At 62.4% G+C, this 21,676-nt stretch carries 20 protein-coding genes; 4 read left to right on the top strand and 16 right to left on the bottom strand.

All coding sequences use genetic code 11. The annotated features are described in order from the left end of the window. Positions 1–3: 3 nt before the first annotated feature. The 14 genes from ASG47_RS14160 to phnG all read right to left on the bottom strand — a co-directional run bounded on the left by ASG47_RS14160 (position 4) and on the right by phnG (position 13,202). Positions 4–894: a glycosyltransferase gene (locus ASG47_RS14160; protein WP_061910114.1), complete on the bottom strand. Its 891-nt coding sequence runs from the start codon at positions 892–894 to the stop codon at positions 4–6. Beyond that, positions 894–1,892 carry a glycosyltransferase family 2 protein gene (locus ASG47_RS20880; protein WP_061910112.1) on the bottom strand — a complete coding sequence of 333 codons (999 nt, stop codon included), beginning with the start codon at positions 1,890–1,892 and terminating at the stop codon, positions 894–896. Before ASG47_RS20880 ends, ASG47_RS14160 begins: the two co-directional genes overlap by 1 nt. After that, entirely contained in the window at positions 1,889–3,046 is a 1,158-nt protein-coding gene (locus ASG47_RS20875; protein WP_061910110.1) for a glycosyltransferase, read from the bottom strand. Before ASG47_RS20875 ends, ASG47_RS20880 begins: the two co-directional genes overlap by 4 nt. Positions 3,047–3,236: 190 nt before the next feature. Continuing rightward, complete coding sequence (phnE, locus tag ASG47_RS14145; RefSeq protein WP_061910108.1) at positions 3,237–4,577, bottom strand: phosphonate ABC transporter, permease protein PhnE; 1,341 nt, start codon at positions 4,575–4,577, stop codon at positions 3,237–3,239. Positions 4,578–4,579: 2 nt separating this feature from the next. Beyond that, positions 4,580–5,554, bottom strand: coding sequence for a phosphonate ABC transporter, permease protein PhnE (phnE, locus tag ASG47_RS14140; protein WP_061910106.1), 975 nt, complete (start codon positions 5,552–5,554; stop codon positions 4,580–4,582). A gap of 141 nt (positions 5,555–5,695) precedes the next feature. Continuing rightward, the gene (gene phnD / locus ASG47_RS14135; RefSeq protein ID WP_082461297.1) at positions 5,696–6,604 is read right to left on the bottom strand and encodes a phosphonate ABC transporter substrate-binding protein; all 909 of its coding nucleotides are present in this window, start codon (positions 6,602–6,604) and stop codon (positions 5,696–5,698) included. A 61-nt stretch (positions 6,605–6,665) separates the two neighbouring features. Next, complete coding sequence (gene phnC, locus ASG47_RS14130; protein WP_061910104.1) at positions 6,666–7,493, bottom strand: phosphonate ABC transporter ATP-binding protein; 828 nt, start codon at positions 7,491–7,493, stop codon at positions 6,666–6,668. A 224-nt stretch (positions 7,494–7,717) separates the two neighbouring features. Beyond that, positions 7,718–8,332, bottom strand: coding sequence for a DapH/DapD/GlmU-related protein (locus ASG47_RS14125; protein ID WP_061910102.1), 615 nt, complete (start codon positions 8,330–8,332; stop codon positions 7,718–7,720). Next, positions 8,329–9,033: a phosphonate C-P lyase system protein PhnL gene (phnL, locus tag ASG47_RS14120; RefSeq protein ID WP_061910100.1), complete on the bottom strand. Its 705-nt coding sequence runs from the start codon at positions 9,031–9,033 to the stop codon at positions 8,329–8,331. Before phnL ends, ASG47_RS14125 begins: the two co-directional genes overlap by 4 nt. Then, positions 9,033–9,809 (bottom strand): phosphonate C-P lyase system protein PhnK, encoded by a 777-nt coding sequence (gene phnK, locus ASG47_RS14115; protein ID WP_061910098.1) that lies wholly within the window; start codon positions 9,807–9,809, stop codon positions 9,033–9,035. Before phnK ends, phnL begins: the two co-directional genes overlap by 1 nt. 183 nt (positions 9,810–9,992) lie before the next feature. Next, a complete protein-coding gene (locus tag ASG47_RS14110) occupies positions 9,993–10,868 on the bottom strand; it encodes an alpha-D-ribose 1-methylphosphonate 5-phosphate C-P-lyase PhnJ (protein WP_061910096.1) in 876 nt (291 codons plus the stop codon). A 202-nt stretch (positions 10,869–11,070) separates the two neighbouring features. Then, positions 11,071–12,150 carry a carbon-phosphorus lyase complex subunit PhnI gene (locus ASG47_RS14100; RefSeq protein WP_061910093.1) on the bottom strand — a complete coding sequence of 360 codons (1,080 nt, stop codon included), beginning with the start codon at positions 12,148–12,150 and terminating at the stop codon, positions 11,071–11,073. After that, positions 12,151–12,747, bottom strand: a complete 597-nt coding sequence (phnH, locus tag ASG47_RS14095) for a phosphonate C-P lyase system protein PhnH (protein ID WP_061910091.1) — start codon at positions 12,745–12,747, stop codon at positions 12,151–12,153. Then, positions 12,747–13,202, bottom strand: coding sequence for a phosphonate C-P lyase system protein PhnG (gene phnG, locus ASG47_RS14090; protein WP_156352206.1), 456 nt, complete (start codon positions 13,200–13,202; stop codon positions 12,747–12,749). The genes phnH and phnG overlap by 1 nt, the downstream gene beginning before the upstream one ends. A gap of 76 nt (positions 13,203–13,278) precedes the next feature. Between phnG and phnF the strand changes: the two genes are divergently transcribed. Next, positions 13,279–14,004: a phosphonate metabolism transcriptional regulator PhnF gene (phnF, locus tag ASG47_RS14085; protein WP_061910089.1), complete on the top strand. Its 726-nt coding sequence runs from the start codon at positions 13,279–13,281 to the stop codon at positions 14,002–14,004. A gap of 158 nt (positions 14,005–14,162) precedes the next feature. On the opposite strand, the gene phnN is transcribed toward phnF, so the two are convergent. Together phnN and ASG47_RS14075 are read right to left on the bottom strand one after the other, a co-directional pair. Further along, entirely contained in the window at positions 14,163–14,720 is a 558-nt protein-coding gene (phnN, locus tag ASG47_RS14080) for a phosphonate metabolism protein/1,5-bisphosphokinase (PRPP-forming) PhnN (protein WP_061910087.1), read from the bottom strand. Continuing rightward, positions 14,717–15,859, bottom strand: coding sequence for an alpha-D-ribose 1-methylphosphonate 5-triphosphate diphosphatase (locus tag ASG47_RS14075; protein ID WP_061910085.1), 1,143 nt, complete (start codon positions 15,857–15,859; stop codon positions 14,717–14,719). Before ASG47_RS14075 ends, phnN begins: the two co-directional genes overlap by 4 nt. A 180-nt stretch (positions 15,860–16,039) precedes the next feature. Between ASG47_RS14075 and ASG47_RS14070 the strand changes: the two genes are divergently transcribed. The 3 genes from ASG47_RS14070 to ASG47_RS14060 all read left to right on the top strand — a co-directional run bounded on the left by ASG47_RS14070 (position 16,040) and on the right by ASG47_RS14060 (position 21,637). Then, positions 16,040–19,126, top strand: coding sequence for an alpha-mannosidase (locus ASG47_RS14070; RefSeq protein WP_061910083.1), 3,087 nt, complete (start codon positions 16,040–16,042; stop codon positions 19,124–19,126). Between the two features lie 194 nt (positions 19,127–19,320). Next, complete coding sequence (locus tag ASG47_RS14065; RefSeq protein ID WP_061910081.1) at positions 19,321–20,430, top strand: CehA/McbA family metallohydrolase; 1,110 nt, start codon at positions 19,321–19,323, stop codon at positions 20,428–20,430. Between the two features lie 157 nt (positions 20,431–20,587). Further along, positions 20,588–21,637, top strand: coding sequence for a LacI family DNA-binding transcriptional regulator (locus ASG47_RS14060; protein ID WP_061910079.1), 1,050 nt, complete (start codon positions 20,588–20,590; stop codon positions 21,635–21,637). Positions 21,638–21,676 lie beyond the last annotated feature (39 nt).

The following is a 21,676-nucleotide window of genomic DNA, read 5'->3' as shown; positions in this document are numbered from 1 at the left end:
GGCTCAGGACGTGGCCGAGTGGCCGTAATGTTCGGCTTGGCTGAGGCCCAGAAGGCCTCCCGCCACACCCATGTGAAGAATGGCCCGCAGCCAGTTGCGCCGCCGCGCAATCGGCGAAAAGGCCGTCAGCCCCGTCATCAGGCAGCAAAACGCGATCTTTGCGCCCACCGCGGGCAGCCGCTTGGCCCGCCCCCCTGTCAGCAACATGCCGTGCGTCTGCCCAAACCTCAGCCGGCGCTTCACAAGCCAGCCCATGCTGGCCCGCGCCGCTGTCACTGGCTCTTCCACCAGCGCCTCGGGCGCATAGTCGATCGTGCCGCCCAGATCGGTCAGCGCATAAAAGAACGAGGTATCCTCGCCGCCCGATTTCCCGAGCCTTGGATCAAACCGCAGCGCCGAAAATGGAGCCGCCCAGCGGATCAGCACATTGCAGGTATAGCCCGTGCGGATCGTACCCTCGACAAAAACCGGATAGGTCGAGTGAAAGTCGCCGCGCCGCATCCAGTCCGGCGCATCCGCCCCATAAACCGCCGCCACCGGCCCCAGCACCGCCGCCGCGCCGGTCTCCTCAGCCCGCGCCAAAAGCGCCATCAGCCAGCCGGGGCTCACGGTCTCATCGTCATCGACAAAGGCGATGAAATCGCCCTCCGCCGCATCAAGACACGCATTGCGCGCGACGCAGATATTGGCCTCCGGCGCATGCACATAGCGCACCGGCAAAGCCAGTTTCCCCGCAAGGTCCTCAACGAGCCCCCGCGCCGATGGCGTCGTGTCATTATCCGCCACGATCACCCTGATATCATGCCCGCCCCGCTCCAGCCGCCCGATCGAGCGCAGCGTCTCGGCCAGAAACGGCCGGCGAAAGGTGCAAACACAGATATCGACCCGCGCCATCACGCCGCTCCCTTGCGGAACGGCCGCTGGATCAGATGCAGCCAAAAGCCCGACGACCAGGCAAAATGCATGATCATCGCCGCCCAGCCGACCAGCGGCGAGAGGCTCATCGGCATGTCATATTCGGGATAGTATTTCCGTGCCGCATGCACGCCGAGCCCGATACAGAGAACACCCCAAAGCAAGAGCGGCACCAGAAACGCCCAGTGCCAGATCGAGAGCACCGCCAAAAGCACCACCGGCAAAATCGCCAACGGCGCCATCTGCCGCAGCCGCGGCCGCATCCGATGCTTCAAGATATTGCGCGCCCTGCCCCCGCCATAGCCAAAATACTGGCGAAAAAGCCCAGTTGCCGTTGCCCGCGGATAATAGATCATCCCCGTCCGGTCAGTCAGCCAGATCGTGTGGCCCGCAGCCCGCAGCCGGAAATCGAGCTCCGCATCCTCATTGGCGCGGAACGTCTCGTCATAGCCACCAACCTGCCGAAACGCATCGACACGCATCAGCGCATGATGCCCATGGTCGACCGGCCCGCTTACATTGCCGGTGCGATGCGCCGAGCCACCCGTGCCGATCGGCGAATTCTGCGCCGTCGCGACCGCCCGCTGAAACGGTGCATGCCCCATCGTCGTCATCGGCACGACGACGCTGCCAACGCCCCGCTCTTCCGCCTCGGCCACAAGGTCCCGGCAATAATCCGTCGGATAAGTCCCATGCGCATCGATGCGAATGAGATAATCCGCGCGATCCCCATAGAGCGCCACCGCCAGGTTGATCGCCGCCGATTGAATGCGCCGCGTATTGTTGATCAGGTGAATACGCGTCGAACCCGCCGCCCGCGCCGCCACGATCTCCCGCGTCCCATCCTGGCTGCCGCCATCGGCCACGACGATCGTCGCGTCGAGCACTTCCGCCTCGACCAGCAATCCGTCAAGCAGACTGGGAATATGCGCGCTTTCATTCAGCGTCGGCACGATAATCAGAACCCGCGCGCTCATGCTGCCATCTCCATCGCCGACATGCCCGCGAGAGCCCCGAGTTTCTTGACGAGCGCCACGCACTCGTCCTCCTCGCAGCGAAAATGGCTCTTGTCCTTGTCAGCCACCGCCCGCGCCAGTTCGCGCACGCGTTTCCGGCTCATGCCGGCAAAAAGCTCGACCAGCGCTGAAATCTCGACATCGTCGATGACGATCCCGATCCCATGCCGCGCGATGAACGCCGCCGTTTCCGTGCCCTTGAGCGCGATTGGGATGGCGCCATTGAGGCACCCTTCATAAATCCGGTTGGGTAGCAGCCAGCTCGAATTCTGCCCCTCTTCGAAAAAGTCGATGGCCCAGACGAAGTGCACGCCCGAATAGATCGTCGCGAGATCGTCGGGATAGACATAGGGCCCTTCGAAGCTGAGATGCCGAGCCCCATTGGCCGTGCGATGAAAATCGTCGAACTCGACCAAGGCAGGCCGCCCGCGCAGCGTCACCTCCAGCTTGCCACCCAGTTCGGTCGAGAGCGCCTCGAGAATATCGAGCGATCGGGCGCACCGCAGCGCCCCGAACCAGCCGAGCCGCAACGGCCCCTCGTCATCGAGCGCCAAGCCCGGGTTGCGCCCCGTCTCGGGAAAGCTAGGGGCAAAAACCTTGTTCTCGATCAACCGCGCCGGCGGCGCGCCCTGCTCATCGAAATATTGGCTCAAAAACGCAGGCGAACTCGTCAGCAAAAGGCTCGCCGGCTGCATCAGCCGCTGCTCGACCGAACGCATCGCCCGCCCAACGCCATCCTCGCGCAGCATCAGCCGATGAATATCGAGACATTCATAAACGAGCGCCGGCGGATCGGGCCAAAGCTGCAAGAGATGCTCGGCGATCGCCAGCATTTCGAGATTACGCGCCACGATCACATCCGGCCGCGAAAACCGCCGCGCCCAGCCCCGCGCCGTATAGCGCGCCTTTACCGTCGCCAGGAGCCGCTGCAACATGCGCGCGTCATGCGTCACATCGAGCTCGACCACCATCTCGACCGGCAGGCTCGAAGGCGGTGCATCGGCCCGGCGAAACCCCGCCAGCTCGACGTCCGCACCACCAAGCTGAAACATCGCCACCCGTCGTCCCGCTGCAGGGTCGGACAGGTTGGGGACCAGGTAGAGTATCTTGAGCAATCGCGCATCTCCTCACCGGAACCTGCCGAGTGGAAGATTTGCCAAGGATGCGGTCAACCGCACTCACGACGACCAAGCAATGCGCCTGCCGCATGTCACGAAGGCGCCGTATTTTCTAAACCGGCGAAAGACGAAGCCGCCACCCGAAGGCAGCGGCTTTCAGTCACTTCTTTTTATGGCGAGGCACTTGTCAGGTATTCGACCCAATCAACCGTGACCGGATCGCATTCGACATATTGTCGAACAGGAACACCACCAAGAGGATCAGCAGCACCATATAGGCGACCTTGTCCCAGTCCGAATTGGTGCCCATCGATTCGAGCAGTTTGAGCCCGATGCCCCCGGCCCCGACCGCGCCGATAACCGTGGCCGAACGCGTATTGCTCTCCCAGAAGTAAAGCGATTGCGACACGAACACCGGCAAAACCTGCGGTACGACGCCATAGCGGTTGACCGCCATCGGGCTTGCGCCCACCGACTTCATGCCCTCGCGCTGCTTGTCGTCGACATTTTCAAGCGCCTCGGCATAGACCTTCCCAAGCGCCCCGGTATCGGTGAGAAAAATCGCCGCGATCCCCGGGATCGGCCCCGGCCCAAAGCCGCGGGTAAAGAACAGCGCCCAGATCAGCATGTCGACCGAGCGGATGAAATCGAAAAACCGCTTCATCCCCCAATTCGCTGCCCCGCTCGGCGTGATCGTCCGCGCCGCAATAAAGGCCAGCGGAAAGGCGATCAGCGTCGCCAAGAGCGTGCCGACAAAGGCCATGACCAGCGTCTGGAACAGCTTTACGAGAATATCCGCATGCTGCCACGCCTTGTTCCCGAGCCACTGGTTCAGCACATATTGCGCATTCGACATATCGGGATTGACCCTGTCGCCCGACAGCATCAGCCCGATCGAGGAGAACAGATCATTGCCCCAGAGCGGCGAGGTAGGATCGTAGAGGAAATTGGCCCAACCAAAAAACCGGCGCTGCACGGCCACCTGATTGGCGCGGATTTCGGCCTGCCCTTCGAACCCGAAGTCGACCACCACCTTCTGCCGATCCTGCTGGATCGCGGCCGGCCCGCCTTCCGGCGCCAGCGCCGCATCCGCCGTGATCGTCACCGGCCACACTTCGCCATTGAGATAGACATCGACCTGGCGCGTCGTGATGTCGAGCCGATCCGCCGCGCTGCCAAAGGTCGCAGTCATGCTGCCGTCGGCATGCGGCGTCAGCCAATCGATTGTGGCATCGGCCGGATATTGCCCGCGGCTCGACCATTGCGGCGTCACCACGCCATCATCGCCAAAGCGCAGCCGCGGCTGGGCGCGCCAGCTATACCAGTCCTGCACATAGATGGAGGCGCGATCCCATTTGCCGTTCTGCAGGGCCGGCCCGACATTGAAGAAAAACCAGCAGAAAACAAGATATGCCGCCGTTGCCAAGAGCGCGACGATCAAGCCGTGCCGTTTGAGGAACGAGGTCTTGAAAACCTCGGGGAATTTCTGTTCGAGCCGAGTGCGCTCGGCAGCACTGATCGCCGACATGGTCACACGCTCGCCTTTCCGAAATTGAAGTTGCCATCGCCCACCAGCCGCCGCCGCAGCCAGCCCGAAAACTGGTCGATGGCAATGATGGTCACGAGCAGCAGAATGATGATCGCATAGGTCTGCGCGGCATAATCGCGCCCGATCGAGAGGCGAAACACTTCGCCGATCCCGCCGCCGCCCACTGCGCCGATAATGGTCGACGCGCGCACATTGATCTCGAGGCGCAGCAGCCCATAGGACACGAAATTGGGCATCACCTGCGGCACGATGGCGTAGCGCACGCGCTCAAGCCAACTCGCGCCAACCGATTTCAGCCCCTCATCGGGCTTCATGTCTGCATTCTCGACAACTTCGAAGAAGAGCTTCCCCAGCGCCCCGATCGTATGCAGCGAAACCGCCGCGATCGCCGCAATCGGTCCGATGGAGAGGACAGCTGTCAGCAGCCCGGCGATGACGATTTCCGGGAAAGCACGCATCACTTCCATGATGCGCCGCACCACCCAGCGCACCGGCCCCGCGCCCACCAGATTGGTCGCGGCAAAGAAGCAAAGGCAAAACCCGATCGCCCCGCCGATGATGGTCGACACGACGGCAATATTGACCGTGACGATGAGCTGATAAATGAAATTGGGAATGTAGAAGCTATCGGTCAGATAGATATTGCTCGAGGTATAATCATACTTCGCCGAGCCATCAAAATAGGGCGAGGCCACCCCGAACATGGCGCGAAAAATCTCGAGCGGATCGCGCGGTGTAAAGTTCTTGATGAAGTCGAACATGAAGGGAAGGCGTTCGAAAAACTTCCCCGAATTGGCCGAATTGGCATAGCTCATGGCCGCCACCAGCGCCACGATCACCCCGATCACCACGAGGATCGTATAGACCCGTCGCGTCATCACCTGAGAGCGATAATGCTGCAGGATCGTTTGGCCGGCCGGCGAAAGTCCGGGTGACTGCTGGGAAATATCGGCCATCGCGAGGCGTCTCCAACAACCACGGCGTCATTCCCGCGAAAGCGGGAATCCCTCTTGCAGAGATCCCCGCTTTCGCGGGGATGACGCTGTGGCTTGATTGAAATGAGAGGCAGGCCTTGCCCGCCTCCCGGGATCAAAAAATCAGCCGCCGATAACCGACTTACGGGCGTCGATGATCGTCTGGTACATGGTCTGGTCGGCGTCGACGAAGTTGGTGTAGCCGCCGGCGGTGAAGGCATCGAAGCATTCGAAATCGGTCTCGGGCAGCGCCTTGAACATAGCGGTGACCTTTTCCTTGATGTCGGCTGGCAGCTTGTTCGACACCATCAGCGGGCCGTTCGGGATGATCGGCGACTGCCAGACTTCCACGAGGTCATCCATGTCGAGGAGGCCCTTGTCGACCATGATGCGCAGGTTGCCGGAGGTGTAGCCTTCCGAGAATTCGCCCTGGCCCGAACCGAAGGTCGTGCCGACATCCCAGGTACCGTCGAGAACGCCGAGCACGAGGTTTTCATGGCCGCCGCCAAATCCGGTTTCGCTGTAGAATTCAGCGATCGGCATGCCGAGGTCGGCCGGAAGAGCGACGGACGGGATCAGGTAGCCCGAGGTGGAGTCCGGATCGGCAAAGCCGAGCTTCTTGCCCTTGGTGGAAGCGAGATCGGTGATGCCCGAATCCGAACGTGCAACCATGATCGTGTGGTAGCCGGTCGAACCGTCTTCCTGCTGGGTGGTCAGAACCGGGTCAACGGCTTCCGGGTCCTGCAGGTAGATCGCGGCATAGGACGAAGCGCCCATGATGGCGATGTCGATTGTGCCGCCGAGGAGGCCCTGGATGATGCCGTTATAGTCGGGCGATGGGAAGAACTGGACGTCGGTGGCGCCGGTTGCGGCCTTCAGCGGCTCGGCAACGCATTCGGAACGGCGCAGCTGGTCGGCTTCGTTTTCGCCGCCATCGAGACCGATGCGGAGGACGAGACCGTCCTGGGCAAAGGCTGCGGTCGACATGGAAAGCGCGACGGAGGCGAGAAGCAGTTTACGGATCGCGGACACGGGAGGTCTCCTTTGGTGACGCGTTTGGGTAATCTCGGTTTTTTCTGAAAAGGGCCGAGTTTCAGGGCGCCTGCTGCGCATTGGTCGGCGTGCGCGGCAGGTATTGGATGGGCGCGATAGAGGTCGAAGTCATCGCCTCGGAAAAGGCCTCCTTGAGGCCATCGGCGCCGTAAATGGTGCGAGCGACATCGGTCGTCAGCTCGTTCGGCGTGCCGTCGAACACCATCTTGCCGGCCGCCATGCCGACGATGCGCTCGCAATAAGCGCGCGCCGTATCGAGCGTGTGGAGATTGGTGATGACGGTGATGCCCTCGGAATTGATGTCGCGGAGCGAGTCCATGACGATCTGCGCATTGCGCGGATCGAGCGAAGCGATCGGCTCGTCGGCAAGGATCATCTTCGGTTTCTGCATCAACGCCCGCGCAATCGCGACGCGCTGCTGCTGGCCGCCCGACAGGGTCTGCGCCCACTGGGTCGCCGTCTGCGCGATATCGAGCCGCTCGAGTGCCTTGAGCGCTTCGAACTGCTCGTCCGGCGAAAACACCTGGAGGAGGTTCAGGAGCGGATTGCGGCCATTGAGCCGCCCCAGCATCACATTGGTGATGACATCGAGCCGCGGCACGAGGTTGAACTGCTGGAAGATCATGGCGCAATCGCGCTGCCATGCCCGCAGCGCCTTGCCCTTGAGCTCGGACGTCTTGACGCCCTCATATTCGATATAGCCCGACGAAACGTCGTTGAGCCGATTGATCATGCGCAGCAGTGTCGACTTGCCAGCGCCCGAACGGCCAATAATGCCCACCATCTGCCCTTGCGGGATTTCGAGCGTCACATCATTGACGGCGATCTTGTCACCGAACCGTCGTGTAACGTGCGAAATCTTGAGCATGAGCCCGCCCCAGTCGTTGAACTGCGGCAGACCTAAGGCGCGCGTGTAACGTCACCATGTATGATCGGTGACGGTTCCATGACTATTCACCGGACTGTTGCGGGTTGTCGCGGCACCCCCACCTAACCTCCCCCTGATAGGGGGAGGAATATATCGAGTTTGTGTTGCAGCCTGAGAACCACGGACCACATCCCTCCCCCTACCAGGGGGAGGCTAGGTGGGGGTCACCCCTCATACTTCTCCAAAAACGCCTCGATCCCCAGCGCCCGAAAATCCGGCAGCGCCTGATGTAGTTTCTCGTGGCTCCAATCCCACCACTTCATCGCATCGAGCCTTCCCGCCACATTATCGGAAAACCGCTGCTTGATCGTCCGTGCCGGCACGCCTACGGCAATGGCAAAATCCACCACATCCTTGGTCACCACGGCATTCGACCCGATGATCGCCCCATTACCAATCGTCACGCCTGGCATCACCACCGCCCCGTGCCCGATCCAGGTATCATGCCCAATCCGAATGCCGTCCGCCGCCCGCCAGTCGAAAAAGCTCTGATCGTCCTCTTCGCCCTCAAAATACCAGGCCGAGCGATAGGTAAAGTGATGGAGCGAGGCCCGCTCCATCGGATGCATCGAGGCATAAATCCGCACATGGCTCGCGATATTGGCGAATTTTCCAATATCCGCATACGCGATCTGCGTATTCTCGACGCAGTAGGAATAGTCGCCGATCTTGGACCGGCTGACATGTGAGCCTGCACCGATCTCGACATAGCGCCCAAGCTCGGACTCCATCACCTGTGCCGTCGGATGAATGGAGGGTGTGTCGCCGAGCCGGGTCATGCCGCCACCTTCGGCGCAAAATCCGTCACATCGACGATCCGGTCCGCCACTTCCGCCCGCACCTCCTCATCGTGAAAAATCCCGAGCATCGCGACTCCCTCGCGCTTTTTCTGCGCAATCATCCCCACCACCACGGCTCGATTGGCCGCATCGAGCGATGCCGTCGGCTCATCGAGCAGCAGAACCGGGTGATGCGTGATAAAACCCCGCGCAATATTGACGCGCTGCTGCTCGCCACCCGAAAAAGTCGCCGGCGGCAGCTCCCATAGCCGCTCCGGCAGATTGAGCCGCGCCAGCAGTTCTCCGGCCCGCCCCCGCGCCTCGGCCTTATCGACCCCACGCACCACCAGCGGTTCCGCCACCACATCGATCGCCGAAACCCGCGGCACTGTCCGCAAAAACTGGCTCACATACCCAATCGCATCCCGCCGCAAAGTCAGCACAGTCCGTGGATCGGCACTCGCCAAATCCACCAAGGCGCCGTCATGCGCAATCAGCACCGCGCCGCGATCTACCCCATAATTCCCATAGACCATCTTCAAAATGGACGATTTTCCCGCCCCCGATGGCCCACCCAGCACCACGCATTCGCCCGGTGCGACGTCGAAAGTGACGTTGTCCACCACCGGCAGGCTGATCCCCCCGCGCAGGTGCATCGTAAAAGTCTTTGCGAGATTTCTTACGGATAGAGCGGTCATCATCACACCTGCAAAATCGAACTGACTAACAACTGCGTATAAGGCTCGCGCGGATCATCGAGCACCCGGTCCGTCAGCCCCGCTTCGATCACATGCCCACCCTTCATCACCATCATCCGATGGCTCAGCAGCCGCGCCACGGCCAGGTCATGGGTCACGACAATCGCCGAAAGCCCAAGCTCGCCGACCAATTGTCGCAACAAATCCAAGAGCCTCGCCTGTACGGACACATCGAGCCCACCCGTCGGCTCATCCATGAACACGAGCCGCGGCCCGGTCACCAAATTCCGCGCAATCTGCAACCGCTGCCGCATCCCTCCCGAAAACGAGCGCGGCTGATCATCGATCCGATCCGCCGCAATCTCTACGCGCCCCAGCCAATCGAGCGCAGTGTCGCGAATACGGCCATAATGCCGATCCCCAACCGCCATAAGCCGCTCGCCGACATTGGCACCCGCCGACACCGTCATCCGCAGCCCATCGGCCGGGTTCTGATGCACAAAGCCCCAATCCGTCCGCGTCAGAAACCGCCGCTCAGCCTCGGAAAGCTCATAGATATTGCGCCAGCTTTCATCGCGCATCCGGTAGAGCGCCTCGCCCGACGTCGGCTCAAGATTTGCCGAAAGCGTATTGAGCAGCGTCGTCTTCCCCGACCCACTCTCGCCGACAATCGCCAGCACTTCGCCCGGATAAAGCTCGAAATTGACATCGGCACAGCCAAGGCGGGAGCCATAGTATTTGGTCAGGTTGCTGACCTTGAGCAGCGGTTCGTCAGACATGGGATTGCTCCAGAAACACTAGAATCGCGGCTCCGTTCTCCACCTCTCCCTGGGGGGAGAGGTCGACCCTCTTGGGTCGGGTGAGGGGGCCTTCCCAAAAGCATGAGATTGCCAAAGGCCCCCTCACCCGGCGCAATTGCGCCGACCTCTCCCCCAAAGGGAGAGGTGAAAAAGTGCGTCCCATCACTCCGCCGCCTCCTTCATCCCCAACACCCCAACAAACCCCGCCTCCCGCCGCTCTTCGCAGTGGTCGGTGTCCGAGCACACATACATGTGCCCGCCCCGATCATCCAAAATGACCTCATCCAGATACACCCCCTCCGCGCCACACAGCGCGCAGGGCTCCTCAAAATGCTGAATCTCAAACGGATGATCCTCAAAATCGAGGCTGACGACATCCGTAAACGGCGGCACCGCATAGATCCGGTGCTCACGCCCCGCCCCAAACAGCTGCAGCGCCTCGCTCCGATGCATTTTCGGATTATCGAATTTCGGCGTCGGCGACGGGTCCATCACATACCGCCCCTCGACCTTGACCGGATAAGCATAGGTCGTCGCAATCCGCCCATGCCGCGCAATGTCCTCATAAAGCTTCACATGCATCAGCCCATATTCCTCGAGCGCATGCATCTTTCGCGTCTCGGTCTCGCGCGGCTCTAAAAAGCGCAGCGGCTCAGGAATCGGCACCTGATAAACCAGGATCTGTCCCGCCTCGAGCTTGCGCTCGGGAATACGATGCCGCGTCTGGATGATCGTCGCCTCCGCCGTGTGCGTCGTCGTCGCGACCTGCGCCACCTTGGCAAAGAACGCCCGGATACTCACCGCATTGGTCGTATCATCCGCTCCCTGATCGATGACTTTCAGCACATCATCCGGCCCAATAATCGACGCCGTCACCTGAACCCCGCCCGTGCCCCAACCATAAGGCATTGGCATTTCGCGCGACGAAAACGGCACCTGATACCCAGGAATGGCGACAGCCTTCAAAATAGCCCGCCGGATCATCCGCTTGGTCTGCTCATCGAGATAAGCAAAATTGTAATTTGCGACGGCGTTCATGACGCTTGCTCCAGGGCTTTCTTATTCTTTTCCCCCTCGGGGAGAAGGTGGCGCGCAGCGCCGGATGAGGGGGATATTTGAGCGAGAGTGGAGAGATCCCCCTCACCGACTCGGCCTGTGGCCGAGCCACCTCTCCCCGAGGGGGAGAGGAACACCCCGCCAAAACTTCCGGTTATTGCCAGAACATCAGCGACCAAGCGCATCACTCCGCCGCCTCCCGCCCCTCAAACTCCGCCCGCATCCGCCGGATCAAATCCAGCTCCGCCTGGAAATCCACATAATGCGGAAGTTTGAGGTGCTCGACGAACCCCGTCGCCTGCACATTGTCCGAGTGCGAAATGACGAATTCCTCGTCCTGCGCCGGCGCCACGATATCCTCGCCAAACTCTTTCGCCCGCAGCGCCCGGTCCACCAGCGACATGGCCATCGCCTTGCGCTCCGCCTGCCCGAACACCAGCCCATAGCCGCGGGTGAACTGCGGCGGGATCGTCGCCGAGCCCTTGAACTGATTGACCATCTGGCATTCAGTCACCCGAACCCGCCCCAGGCTCACCGCAAAGCCCAGCTCGGGAATGTCGAACTCGACCTCGACCTCGCCAATGCGGATTTCCCCGACAAAGGGATGCGTCCGCCCATAGCCGCGCTGCGTCGAATAGCCGAGCGCCAGCAGAAATCCCTCGTCGCCCCGCGCCAGCGCCTGCAATCGCAAATCCCGATTGAGCGGAAAATCCAGCGGCTCGCGCGTCAGATCGCCAACCTCATGCCCCTCAGGCAATTCGCCATCCGGCTCGATCAGCCCCTGCCGCCCGAGCAAATCCGTCACCCGCGGCGCCCGGCTCTCTTCGGCCTCGCGCGTGGCCGGCACTTCGGCATCCTCGCCGACAATGCTCGGGTCCAGCAGCCGGTGCGTATAATCAAATGTCGGCCCCAGCATCTGCCCGCCCGGCAAATCCTTGAACGTCGCCGAAATCCGCCGCTCGATTTTCATCGCCCCGGTGTCGATCGGCTCGGAATAGCCAAACCGCGGCAGCGTGGTGCGATAGGCCCGGACCAGAAAGATCGCCTCGATCAGATCGCCCCGCGCCTGCAAAAGCGCCAGCGCCGCCAGCTCCCGATCATACAGCGATCCCTCGCCCATGGCCCGGTCCACCGCGAGGCCCAACTGCTCGACGATCTGGTCGAGCCGCAACGCCGGCACCGCGCGATCTCCGCGCCGCCGATCCGCCAGCAACCGATGCGCATTGGCAATGGCGGCTTCCCCGCCCTTTACAGCAACATACATTTACGCGTCCCCAATCCGGGTTGTCCGCGGCAGGCCAACCACCTGCCCATCCGCCACCAGCAACAGGTCCACCCCGCGCGGAAAAAGCTCGCGGTTCTCGCTCCACTGGCTGACGAAATCCCCCGGCAAACCCACCGGGCTAATCTCCTGCGTGTCGCGAATACCCGGCCCCCGCAGCACCAGCGCCGGCCCGCCACTCAGCGCCGGCAATTCCACCACCAGCGTCGTCGACCGATCCGGATATTCTTGGCTTCCAAGATTGCAGTCCGCCAAATTCGGCAGCGCATCCCCGAGCGCCACGAAAGCAAAAACGGCCTTGGCCACATCGCTCACCACCGGCGCGCCGGAATGAAACCCGACAAATCCCTTCACCGCCGCCGTATCGACGCGCGGTGATAACCAAATCGCCGTGTCGTGGTCGCCAAGTGTTAACAGTGTGCTAGCCAATTCACCCTTGAGGTTACCCACACCGTCACTCATACCCGTCAGTTTTTGCGCCACACCGGGATGCGACAGCGCATCCAGAACCGCCCGGAACACACCCTGCGCATCGCGCACCGGATCGGCAAAACCCGCGCCAAAATCATGGGAAAGCATCAGTTATCCCCTCGCACCATGGTGAAAAAGTCCACCCGCGTCGCCGCCGTCTCCTCGGCCCGCTTCTCATCGCCCGCCGCCATAAGCGCCTCCAGCGGCTCAATAATTTCCGCATCGACCCGCGCCATCTCGCGCTGCCGCAGCGCATCGATCACCGCAATCGCCTCGGCCTTATCGAGATCACGCCCCAAACAATACCCGTGCCCAATTTCCCCGGTTACAATCCGCACACTGGCCCGGCTCACCGTCGCCTCGCCGAGATTGAACGGCGCCCCGCCGCCCCCCGCCCGGCCGCGCACCATAACGAGCCCGGTCTCGGGGCCACGAATGCGCTGATGCGCCGGCTGGTCACCGAAAGCGGCCCAGCGCTCGGCCAGCGCCTTGGCCGGCGCCGCCGCCAGCACATCCAGCGCCCGCTTTCTCGCGCTCTGTTCGGCAGAAATCTCTGACATCATGCTTGCCTCGATTTGTCTAATAAACTAGACAACTAATCTCACTCGTTCCGCTCTACGCTTCTCGTGTGAAAGTGCAATGACAAAATCGCATTCAACTGCCGGCGGCGTCGCCCTCTGGCGTCAGATCGCCGATGCCATCCGCCTCGATATCGTCGGCGGCAAACTCGCCAATGGCGATCGCCTCCCCACCGAAGCCCTTCTTTCCGAACGCTTTTCCGCCAACCGCCACACGGTTCGCCGCGCCCTCGCGGTGCTGGCCGAAGAAGGCGTCGTCATCGCCGAACAAGGCCGCGGCACTTTCGTAAGAAGTATTCGCCGCCTCAGCTACCCCATCGGCAAGCGCACCAGATTCCGCGAAGGCCTCAAGGGCCAGGCGAACACCGTCGTCACCAACACCCTGGGCGACCGCATCGATAACGCCAGCGCCCAGGTCGCCGAAGCCCTCGGCCTCAAACCCGGCGCCAAGGTCGTGCGGCTCGAAGCGGTTTCGCTCGCCGATGGCGTGCCGCTCTCGCGCTCCACCACCTGGCTCGCCTATCGCCAATTTCCAGATTTCGCCGCCCGCCTCACCGAGCTCAATTCGATCACACGCGCCTTCGAAAGCTACGGTTTCCCCGACTACGTCCGCGCCACCACCCGCATCTCCGCCCGCCACGCCGACGTCGAAGAAACCCGGCTTCTGGGCCTCGCCCCCGGCGCGATCGTCTTGGTTTCCGAAGCAGTCAACGCCGACCCCGACAGCAATCCGCTCTCCTACGCGCTGAGCCGCTTTCCGGCGGAGCGCATGGAATTGGTGGTTTGAAACTAGGGCTATAGAACACCCCCTCCCACCCTCCCCCATCAAGGGGGAGGTGCATATCTGTGGCTTTGAACAGATAGTGCCAAAAACTGGATACGACACCTCCCCCTAGATGGGGGAGGAAGGGAGGGGGTGGAGCCAAAAGCGCCGGCCCAAAAAGGCTAAGCCCTAACCCCGACCCGCAACAGATCCCTCAGCAGCCCCACAAACTGCTCCCCAGCCACATCCAGCGCGCCCGAATTATCAATCCGCACCGTGCTCGCTGGCAGTCTCACCCCGACGCTCCGGTCCATCCGCCGCCGGATTTCCCCGGCATCTTCCCGTCCGCGCCCGGCCAGCCGCTTCGCGACAACTTCCGGCTCCGCCCAGACCTCGACCACCAGCGCCGTCGGATAGCGCCGCAACAGGTCCGGGATCACCGCCCGCGAGAGGTTGGCGACAACCACCCGCCCCTCGCCAAGATCCCGATCGAGCGACACCGGCAGCCCATAATGCAGCCCATGCGCCTCCCAGCTCAGCGCAAATTCGCCCTGGCTCTCCGCGGCCAAAAACTCTGCCTCCGAGAGGCTGTCATGATCCTCGCTGCCGCCATCGGCCGGCCGCGTCACCACGCGCCTTACGGTGCAGATCTCATCGCCCAGCCGCTCGCGCGCAAAGTTCATGACGCTGTCCTTGCCAGCGCCACTCGAGCCCACGACGGCGACGATAGTTCCGCTCATATAACCCGACGCCCCTGCCGCCACACGGTCATGACGATCGGAATGCCCTCTTCGACCCGCACATGGACGAGGTCCGCGCGCTTGCCCACGGCAATCTCACCGCGATCATCGAGCCCCGCCGCCTCGGCCGGGCGCTTGGTCACAAAACCGATCGCGTCCGGCAAACTTATCCCCGGCACCTCTTCGGCAAGGCAAAATGCCGATTGCAGCATCGAGAATGGAATGTAGTCGGACGACAAAATATCGAGGAGCCCCGCCGCCGCCAGATCGCGTGCCGAAACATTGCCCGAATGCGATCCGCCGCGCACCACATTAGGCCCGCCCATCAGGATGGCCATGCCCGCATCGCGCGAAGCCTGCGCGGCTTCAAACGTCGTCGGAAACTCGGCAATGCGGATGCCCAGCGCCACGGCCTCGTCCACATGCGCCTTGGTCGCATCGTCGTGGCTTGCCAGCGCAATGCCCCGCTCCGCGCTCAGCGCTGCCAATGCCTTGCGGTGCTTGTCCGAGTAAGTCCTAGATTCATATGATCGTCTGGCGATGAACTCGGCGAGTTCATCGTCTGTCATCTTGAGCTTGCCCTGATAATAGACCTTGTAGGCATCCGGGCTCGCAAACTGCCGTTGGCCCGGCGCGTGGTCCATCAGCGAGGCCAGCCGCACCAGCGGGTGGTCCATGATTTGCTCGAAACTTTCGAGGCAATCCGGCGCCGAAACCTCGCAGCGGAGGTGGATCAGGTGATCCGCCCGCAGCCGCCCGGCATTGACGCCCGCCGTCACTGCATCGGCCAAGATCCGCAGCTCCACCGCGCCCATATCGGCATGCTCGTCGATCCCGACGCGAATGGCGTCGAACACCGTGGTAATGCCGGAAGCCGCGATCTGGGCGTCATGCGCCTGCACCGCCGCCACCGGGTGCCACCGCACTTTCGGCCGCGGCGCATAGTGCGTCTCCAGGTGGTCGGTGTGCAGTTCCACCAGCCCCGGAATGAGATAATCGCCGTTCAGATCCGTGCCGCGCCGGCTCGCCGAACCGATATCGGTGATGACCCCGCCCGCGATTTCGACCGCGCCTTCGTGGATGCCATCGGCAAGAACGATACGAGCATTACTCAATACTGTGGCGTCTAGGGCGTGCATGGCGGGCCAATTGAAAAGGGAAAAGTGGCGCTGCGATAGAGCAAAACTGTGACACCGAAACGACAAGCGGAAAACCGCTGAAATCTCGGCATTGCAACGTTTTTATCGCGCGCTCGCCATAGTTTTTCGCTATCGCTACCCGTCAATTGAATCACAGCGTCCCATTGAAAAAGTCTGCCCATGCCCCGTATTGCCAAGCTCGACCGCCTGCTCGCCGTGCTCCGCGAGCGCATCTTCCAGCGCTCCGGCATCTTCGTGCCGCTCAAGCACCGGCAGGCCGAAAATGGCGAACGCAACCTAGCCGCACTCGAAGACCGCAGCGAATGGACCGACGTCGACCAGAACCTCGTCTGGGGCGAGCCCGATGGCTATTATTGGTTCGGCGGCTCCGTCACCTTGCCTCAGGAAATGGCCGGCAAACCCGTCTTCGGCCGCGTGGAGGCCCAGTTCGGCTCCGTCATGGGCCGCAGCGATCCGCAGCTTCTCGTTCGCCTAAACGGCAAGATCGCCAGCGGCGGCGATGGCAATCACCGTGAATTCCGCATCACCTCCAAGGCGACCGGCGGCGAAACGATCGACATCCTCATCGAGGCCGGCACCATCGAAAACCGCCGCCAGCTCGGCTTTGCCGTCGAACTGGTCACACTCGATCGCCTCGCCGAAATCGTCTACTACGACCTAAAGGTCCCGCTCGACATCGCCCGGCTCCTCAAGCCCGACGATGCCCGCCGCGCCCGCCTCCTCCGCCATATCGATGAAGCCGTGGACCTCATCGACCTGCGCCCCGGCAATCCCGAACGTTTCACCGCGAGCCTGGAAGCCGCACGCACCCGCGCCGACGCCCTCTACGCCGAGGCCGACGCCGATGCCATGCCCGAGATCGTCGCCACCGGCCACACCCATATCGACGTCGCCTGGCTCTGGCGCGTGCGCGAAACCCGCCAGAAAATGGCGCGTTCCATGGCCAATGCCCTCTCGCTGATGGACGAATATGACGACTACCGCTTCATGTATAATCAGGGCGTGCTGCTCGATTATCTCGAAGAGGACTATCCCGAGCTGTTCACCCGCATCGAAAGTCAGGTCGAAGCCGGCCGCTTCGAGATCGAAGGCGCGCTTTGGCTCGAACCCGACGTCGTCATCGCCTCGGGCGAAAGCCTCGTCCGCCACATCACCAAGGGCGTAAAGTACCACCAGGACAAGTTCGGCGTGACGCCAAAAATCGTCTGGCTGCCAGACACTTTTGGCTACACCGCTGCCCTCCCCCAGCTCATGGCCCTGGCCGGCCTTGAAGTCTTCATCACCCACAAGATGAGCTGGAACGACACCAACCGCATGCCGCATGAAATCTTCTTCTGGCAGGGTTTGGATGGCACCAAGGTCCCGGCCTATTTCCTCACGACCCAGCGTTACGAATATGATGGGATCAACACCACCTATTGCCCCGATCTCGTCCCCAGCCACGTCATGGGCACCTGGAAGCGTTTCAGCCAGCAGGGTCTCCACGACGAGCTCTTCCTCGTCTATGGCCACGGCGATGGCGGCGGCGGGCCCACCCGCGGCATGCTCGAAAATGTCCGCCGCATGGAGCGCGGCATTCCCGGCTGCCCCAAGATCAAACACGAGCCCATGGCACCCTATTTCAAGCGCCTCGTCGAGCGCATGAACCGCGAGCCCGAGGCGTTCCCAAGCTGGGTCGGCGAGCTTTATCTCGAATATCACCGCGGCACCCTCACCTCGGTCGCCAAGAACAAGCGCAACAATCGCCTCGCCGAACAGACGCTCCACGATCTCGAGGTTCTCGCCGTCCTCGCGAGCCGGCATGGCATCGCCTACCCCAAGGACACGCTGGAGCGGCTCTGGAAGACGGTCCTCCTCAACCAGTTCCACGACATCCTTCCCGGAACCTCGATCGGCTTCGTCTACGAAGACAGCGACCGCGACTACGCCGCCTTCTTCGCCGAAGCCGCAGCCCTTCGCGACCAACTCGCCGCGCCCCTCGCGACAGCCGGCACCTACACGGTCCTCAATTCCACGAGCCTTACGCGCACTGATCTGCTGACGCTGCCCGCCGGCACATCGGCCATCGCCGTCTCCGGTGAGACCATTACGGCCCAGACCATCACCCGCGCCGACGGCTCAACCGAAACCGTAGCTCCCTCCGCCGGTTTCGCGCCCCTCTCCGCCACTGCCCTGACCTTTACTGAGGCGACGGCTTCCGCCCCCGAAACCACGCTCTCCGTCTCCCCCACCCATCTCGAAAACCCCACCCTCCGCGCCACGTTCAACACCCGTGGCCAGCTCACCTCCCTCTTCGACAAAATCCGCAATCGCGAAGCCCTCCAGCCCGGCAAGCTCGGAAACAGCTTCGTTGCCCATCGCGATATCCCGATCGATTTCGACGCCTGGGACATCGATGACTATGTCGAAGACCAGTCCTGGCCCGTCGACACCCTGGTCTCGGCCAATGTCGTCGAAACCGGCCCCTGGCGCGCCGCCATCCGCTTCGAGTGGACCTATGAGAACTCCCGCATCGTCCAGGTGATCTCGCTTGCCGCCGACGCGGCCCAGCTCGAATTCGACACCATGATCGATTGGCACGAGCACCAGACGCTCCTCAAGACCGGCTTCCCGCTCGCCATCCGCACCGATGTCAGCCGCGCCGAAACCCAGTTCGGCCACCTCACCCGCCCCACCCACGCCAATACGTCGTGGGATAAAGCACGCTTCGAAACCTCGATGCACCGCTGGGTCGATCTCAGCGAGGCCGGCTTCGGCGTCGCCGCGCTCAACGATTGCAAATATGGCTATGACGCCAAGGGCTCGACCCTGCGCCTGACCCTGGTCAAATCCCCGGTCTTCCCCTGGCCCGAAGCCGACCAAGGCGAGCATCGCCTCCGCTACGCCCTCCTCGTCCACGCCGGCGATCTGCAAACCGTCCACAACGCCGCCACCGCTTTCAACCAGCCCCTGCGCCTCCTCGCCGGTTCAGCCACTGCCGCACCGACCCTCACTTCCCTCGCCACACTCTCAAGCGACCAGATCGCCATCGAAACCGTCAAGCAAAGCGAAGACGGCCAGCGCACGGTCCTCCGCCTCTGGGAAACCCAGAATAAGGCCGGCACCGTCACCCTGACGCTGCCGAACGCCACAAGGATCAGCGAAACCGATCTCTACGAAGCGGACACGTCCACGCTGGCCGAGAGCGCCAAAACCATCGACCTGACCTTCAAACCCTTCGAAATCAAAACCATCGCTTTGGGCTGAGCCCGCCCTGACCCACCCTCGATTGTCACCCCGGCGAAGGCCGGGGCCCATCCCGAGATCTCAAGTTGGATCCCCGCGTGCGCAGGGATGACACGCGGTGGGTAGATGAGAACAAGATCAACGTGAGCCCCGCTCCGTCCCTGCCCCTCCCAGGGGGAGGCTAGGTGGGGGTCCCCCAAACACCGAGCCCCGCCATGATCCCACCTCTCCCCAGCACCCTCCCCCCGCTCCTCGGCGTCGAGAACGGCGTCTGGCTCAAGGGCGATTGGCACATGCACTGCCGCCACTCGACCGACAGCTCCAATAACCCCCAATCCCGCATCATCAGTTTCGCGGAACAGTTCGGCTTCGATTATCTCGCCATCACCGACCATGACGTCCACGTCCAGGGCGCCGTCGCCCAAAACACCTGGGCCGATCCCGAATACACCTCCGAAAGCGTCCTCCTCTTTTACGGCGCCGAACTCACCGCCCCCCGCGGCCACGTCAACATTCTCTCGGCCGAGCCCTACGACCATCAAGCCATCTTCGACGCCCGCAACGCGCGGGATTGGGACCTTCTCAAACTCAAGCAAGACCTCGGCATTCACTGGTCCGCCAATCACCCGCACCACAAGAACCATTATGGGTTCTCTTTCGACCTCGCCGACAGCGTCGAGATCTGGAACACCAGCATCTGGCCAAAGAATATCCCAAGCGTGCGCATCTGGGACGATCAGCTCCTCTCCGGCCGCATGCTCGGCGCCCGCGGCGGCAGCGATTCCCACCATGGCATGCCCGATGATCCGGCCCTCATCGTCCCCCTGACCATCGAGCGGTCAGGCAACTACGTCGGCACGCCCACCACCTGGATTTTCGCCGCCGACCGCAGCAAGCCAGCAATCCTCGCGGCCCTCAAACAAGGCCGCGCCTCCGTCAGCTCCAACCCCTACAACCCGCGCGTCGAACTCCTCGCCGACACGACGGGTGCCGGCCAATTCGACATGATGATGGGCGATAACGCCATCCCTACGGGCGCCCCCGTCACCTTCGAAGTCCGCCTCTCGGGCGGCGGTATCCCCGGCGCCAATTACCAAGTCCGCGTCATCAAGAACCGCAGCGATTTCGCGACCCTTCTCACCGACGCCACCACCCGCACGGTCCGCTTCACCGATATCCCATCGCCCACGGACCGAAGCTACTATCGCGTCGAAATCGAAGGCCCCCAGGCTCCCTATCCCGAAGTCCCCAATTCCATGGCGCAAAGCCAGAACATGGTCGCCCTGTCGAATCCCATATACTTCAACTACGATCCGGAGTTCTGAGGACACTCGGGCTTAATTAAGCCCGGTGCCCTTCCCTCCACTGGATGTCATCCCGGCCTTGAGCCGGGATCCATCCCGAGATCTCAAGATGGACCCCGGCCTTCGCCGGGGCGACAATCGAGTGTGGTCCGCCCCTCGATGCAGCGGGGCAACACGCGTGGTAAGAGACCCAAGCCGAAAAGTCGGCGTCAAGGACATCGCCGAGGCAGCCGACGTCGCTGTCTCGACCGTCTCCCATGTCCTCAATGGCACTGCCCCCATTTCCGCCGAAGTCCGCGAGCGCGTCCTCAACGCCGCCAATGCCCTCGGCTATCTCGCCCGCCGTCGCGAAAAAGCGGCGATCGCTGTACTCCGCAGCGTCCTCCTCGCCGTGCCCACCGACACGCTCCCCCACAACGAGCACAACCTCTATTCCTGGACCCTTCTCAGCGCCCTCACGCGCGAATGCGAGCGCCGTGCAATTCGTGTCATCCCCATGGAAATTGGCCCCGAAATGGCCGATGGCGCAAAGATCGTCGAAAAGGCCCAGAGCCAGGAGGTCGATGGCGTCCTTATCCTCAACGACGATCGCCCCGAGCTCCTCCACGACATCGCCGCTGCCCGCATTCCCGCTGTCCTGATGAATGGCGAAGACCACGAAATGCAGATCGACAGCGTTACCCCCGGCAATCGCTTCGCCGCGCGTTACGCCACCAATTGGCTGATCGGCCAGGGCCATAGCCAGATCATGCATCTCACCTGGGAAGGCCGCTCCACCATCCGCCGCCGCCGCGACGGTTTTATCGATGCCTTCCGCGCCAATAATATCGCAATCGACGGGGCCCAGGTCCATTTTGCCGATGGCTATCTGCCCGAATACGGCGCAGCGGCCATCGAGCACTGGCTCAAAGACCATGATGGGCTCGGCGGCATCACCGCCATTTTTTGCGCCGCCGATAACCTCGCCCTAGGCGCCATCACGGCCCTCCACCGCGCCGGCATCCGCATGCCGCAGGACGTTTCCATAGTCGGATTCGACGGTGTCGCCCTCGGCGAATTCACTTCACCCTCGCTGACCACCGTCAGCGTCCCCCTCGAGCATATGGGGGCCGAAGCCTTGCATCTCCTTGAGCGGCGCATCGTCAATGCGCTCCTTAATCCGCCAGCCCACCGCCTCGAACTCGGCTGCCGCCTTACCATCCGCGGCAGCGTCCGCCGCGTCGGCTAAGCTTTTACGACCCCTGATAAACAGCGGAACAGCCCGCTG

Origin of the sequence: Devosia sp. Leaf420 (assembly GCF_001425445.1) — a bacterium.
GTDB lineage: Bacteria > Pseudomonadota > Alphaproteobacteria > Rhizobiales > Devosiaceae > Devosia.
The sequence above is the reverse complement of the archived record's forward strand: the minus strand, read 5'-3'. Positions and strand labels throughout refer to the sequence as shown.

What these genes read in the sequence shown, in the direction of transcription:
- ASG47_RS14160 (WP_061910114.1), bottom strand. Translation starts at nt 894, where the DNA reads ATGGCGCGGGTCGATATCTGTGTTTGCACCTTTCGCCGGCCGTTTCTG.
- ASG47_RS14125 (WP_061910102.1), bottom strand. Translation starts at nt 8,332, where the DNA reads ATGACCCGGCTCGGCGACACACCCTCCATTCATCCGACGGCACAGGTG.
- phnC (WP_061910104.1), bottom strand. Translation starts at nt 7,493, where the DNA reads ATGCTCAAGATTTCGCACGTTACACGACGGTTCGGTGACAAGATCGCC.
- ASG47_RS20880 (WP_061910112.1), bottom strand. Translation starts at nt 1,892, where the DNA reads ATGAGCGCGCGGGTTCTGATTATCGTGCCGACGCTGAATGAAAGCGCG.
- phnK (WP_061910098.1), bottom strand. Translation starts at nt 9,809, where the DNA reads ATGTCTGACGAACCGCTGCTCAAGGTCAGCAACCTGACCAAATACTAT.
- ASG47_RS14075 (WP_061910085.1), bottom strand. Translation starts at nt 15,859, where the DNA reads ATGCACGCCCTAGACGCCACAGTATTGAGTAATGCTCGTATCGTTCTT.
- ASG47_RS14065 (WP_061910081.1), top strand. Translation starts at nt 19,321, where the DNA reads ATGATCCCACCTCTCCCCAGCACCCTCCCCCCGCTCCTCGGCGTCGAG.
- ASG47_RS14100 (WP_061910093.1), bottom strand. Translation starts at nt 12,150, where the DNA reads ATGTATGTTGCTGTAAAGGGCGGGGAAGCCGCCATTGCCAATGCGCAT.
- phnL (WP_061910100.1), bottom strand. Translation starts at nt 9,033, where the DNA reads ATGATGACCGCTCTATCCGTAAGAAATCTCGCAAAGACTTTTACGATG.
- ASG47_RS14070 (WP_061910083.1), top strand. Translation starts at nt 16,040, where the DNA reads ATGCCCCGTATTGCCAAGCTCGACCGCCTGCTCGCCGTGCTCCGCGAG.
- phnE (WP_061910108.1), bottom strand. Translation starts at nt 4,577, where the DNA reads ATGTCGGCGATCAGTGCTGCCGAGCGCACTCGGCTCGAACAGAAATTC.
- phnE (WP_061910106.1), bottom strand. Translation starts at nt 5,554, where the DNA reads ATGGCCGATATTTCCCAGCAGTCACCCGGACTTTCGCCGGCCGGCCAA.
- phnN (WP_061910087.1), bottom strand. Translation starts at nt 14,720, where the DNA reads ATGAGCGGAACTATCGTCGCCGTCGTGGGCTCGAGTGGCGCTGGCAAG.
- ASG47_RS14110 (WP_061910096.1), bottom strand. Translation starts at nt 10,868, where the DNA reads ATGAACGCCGTCGCAAATTACAATTTTGCTTATCTCGATGAGCAGACC.
- phnH (WP_061910091.1), bottom strand. Translation starts at nt 12,747, where the DNA reads ATGCTTTCCCATGATTTTGGCGCGGGTTTTGCCGATCCGGTGCGCGAT.
- phnG (WP_156352206.1), bottom strand. Translation starts at nt 13,202, where the DNA reads ATGATGTCAGAGATTTCTGCCGAACAGAGCGCGAGAAAGCGGGCGCTG.
- phnF (WP_061910089.1), top strand. Translation starts at nt 13,279, where the DNA reads ATGACAAAATCGCATTCAACTGCCGGCGGCGTCGCCCTCTGGCGTCAG.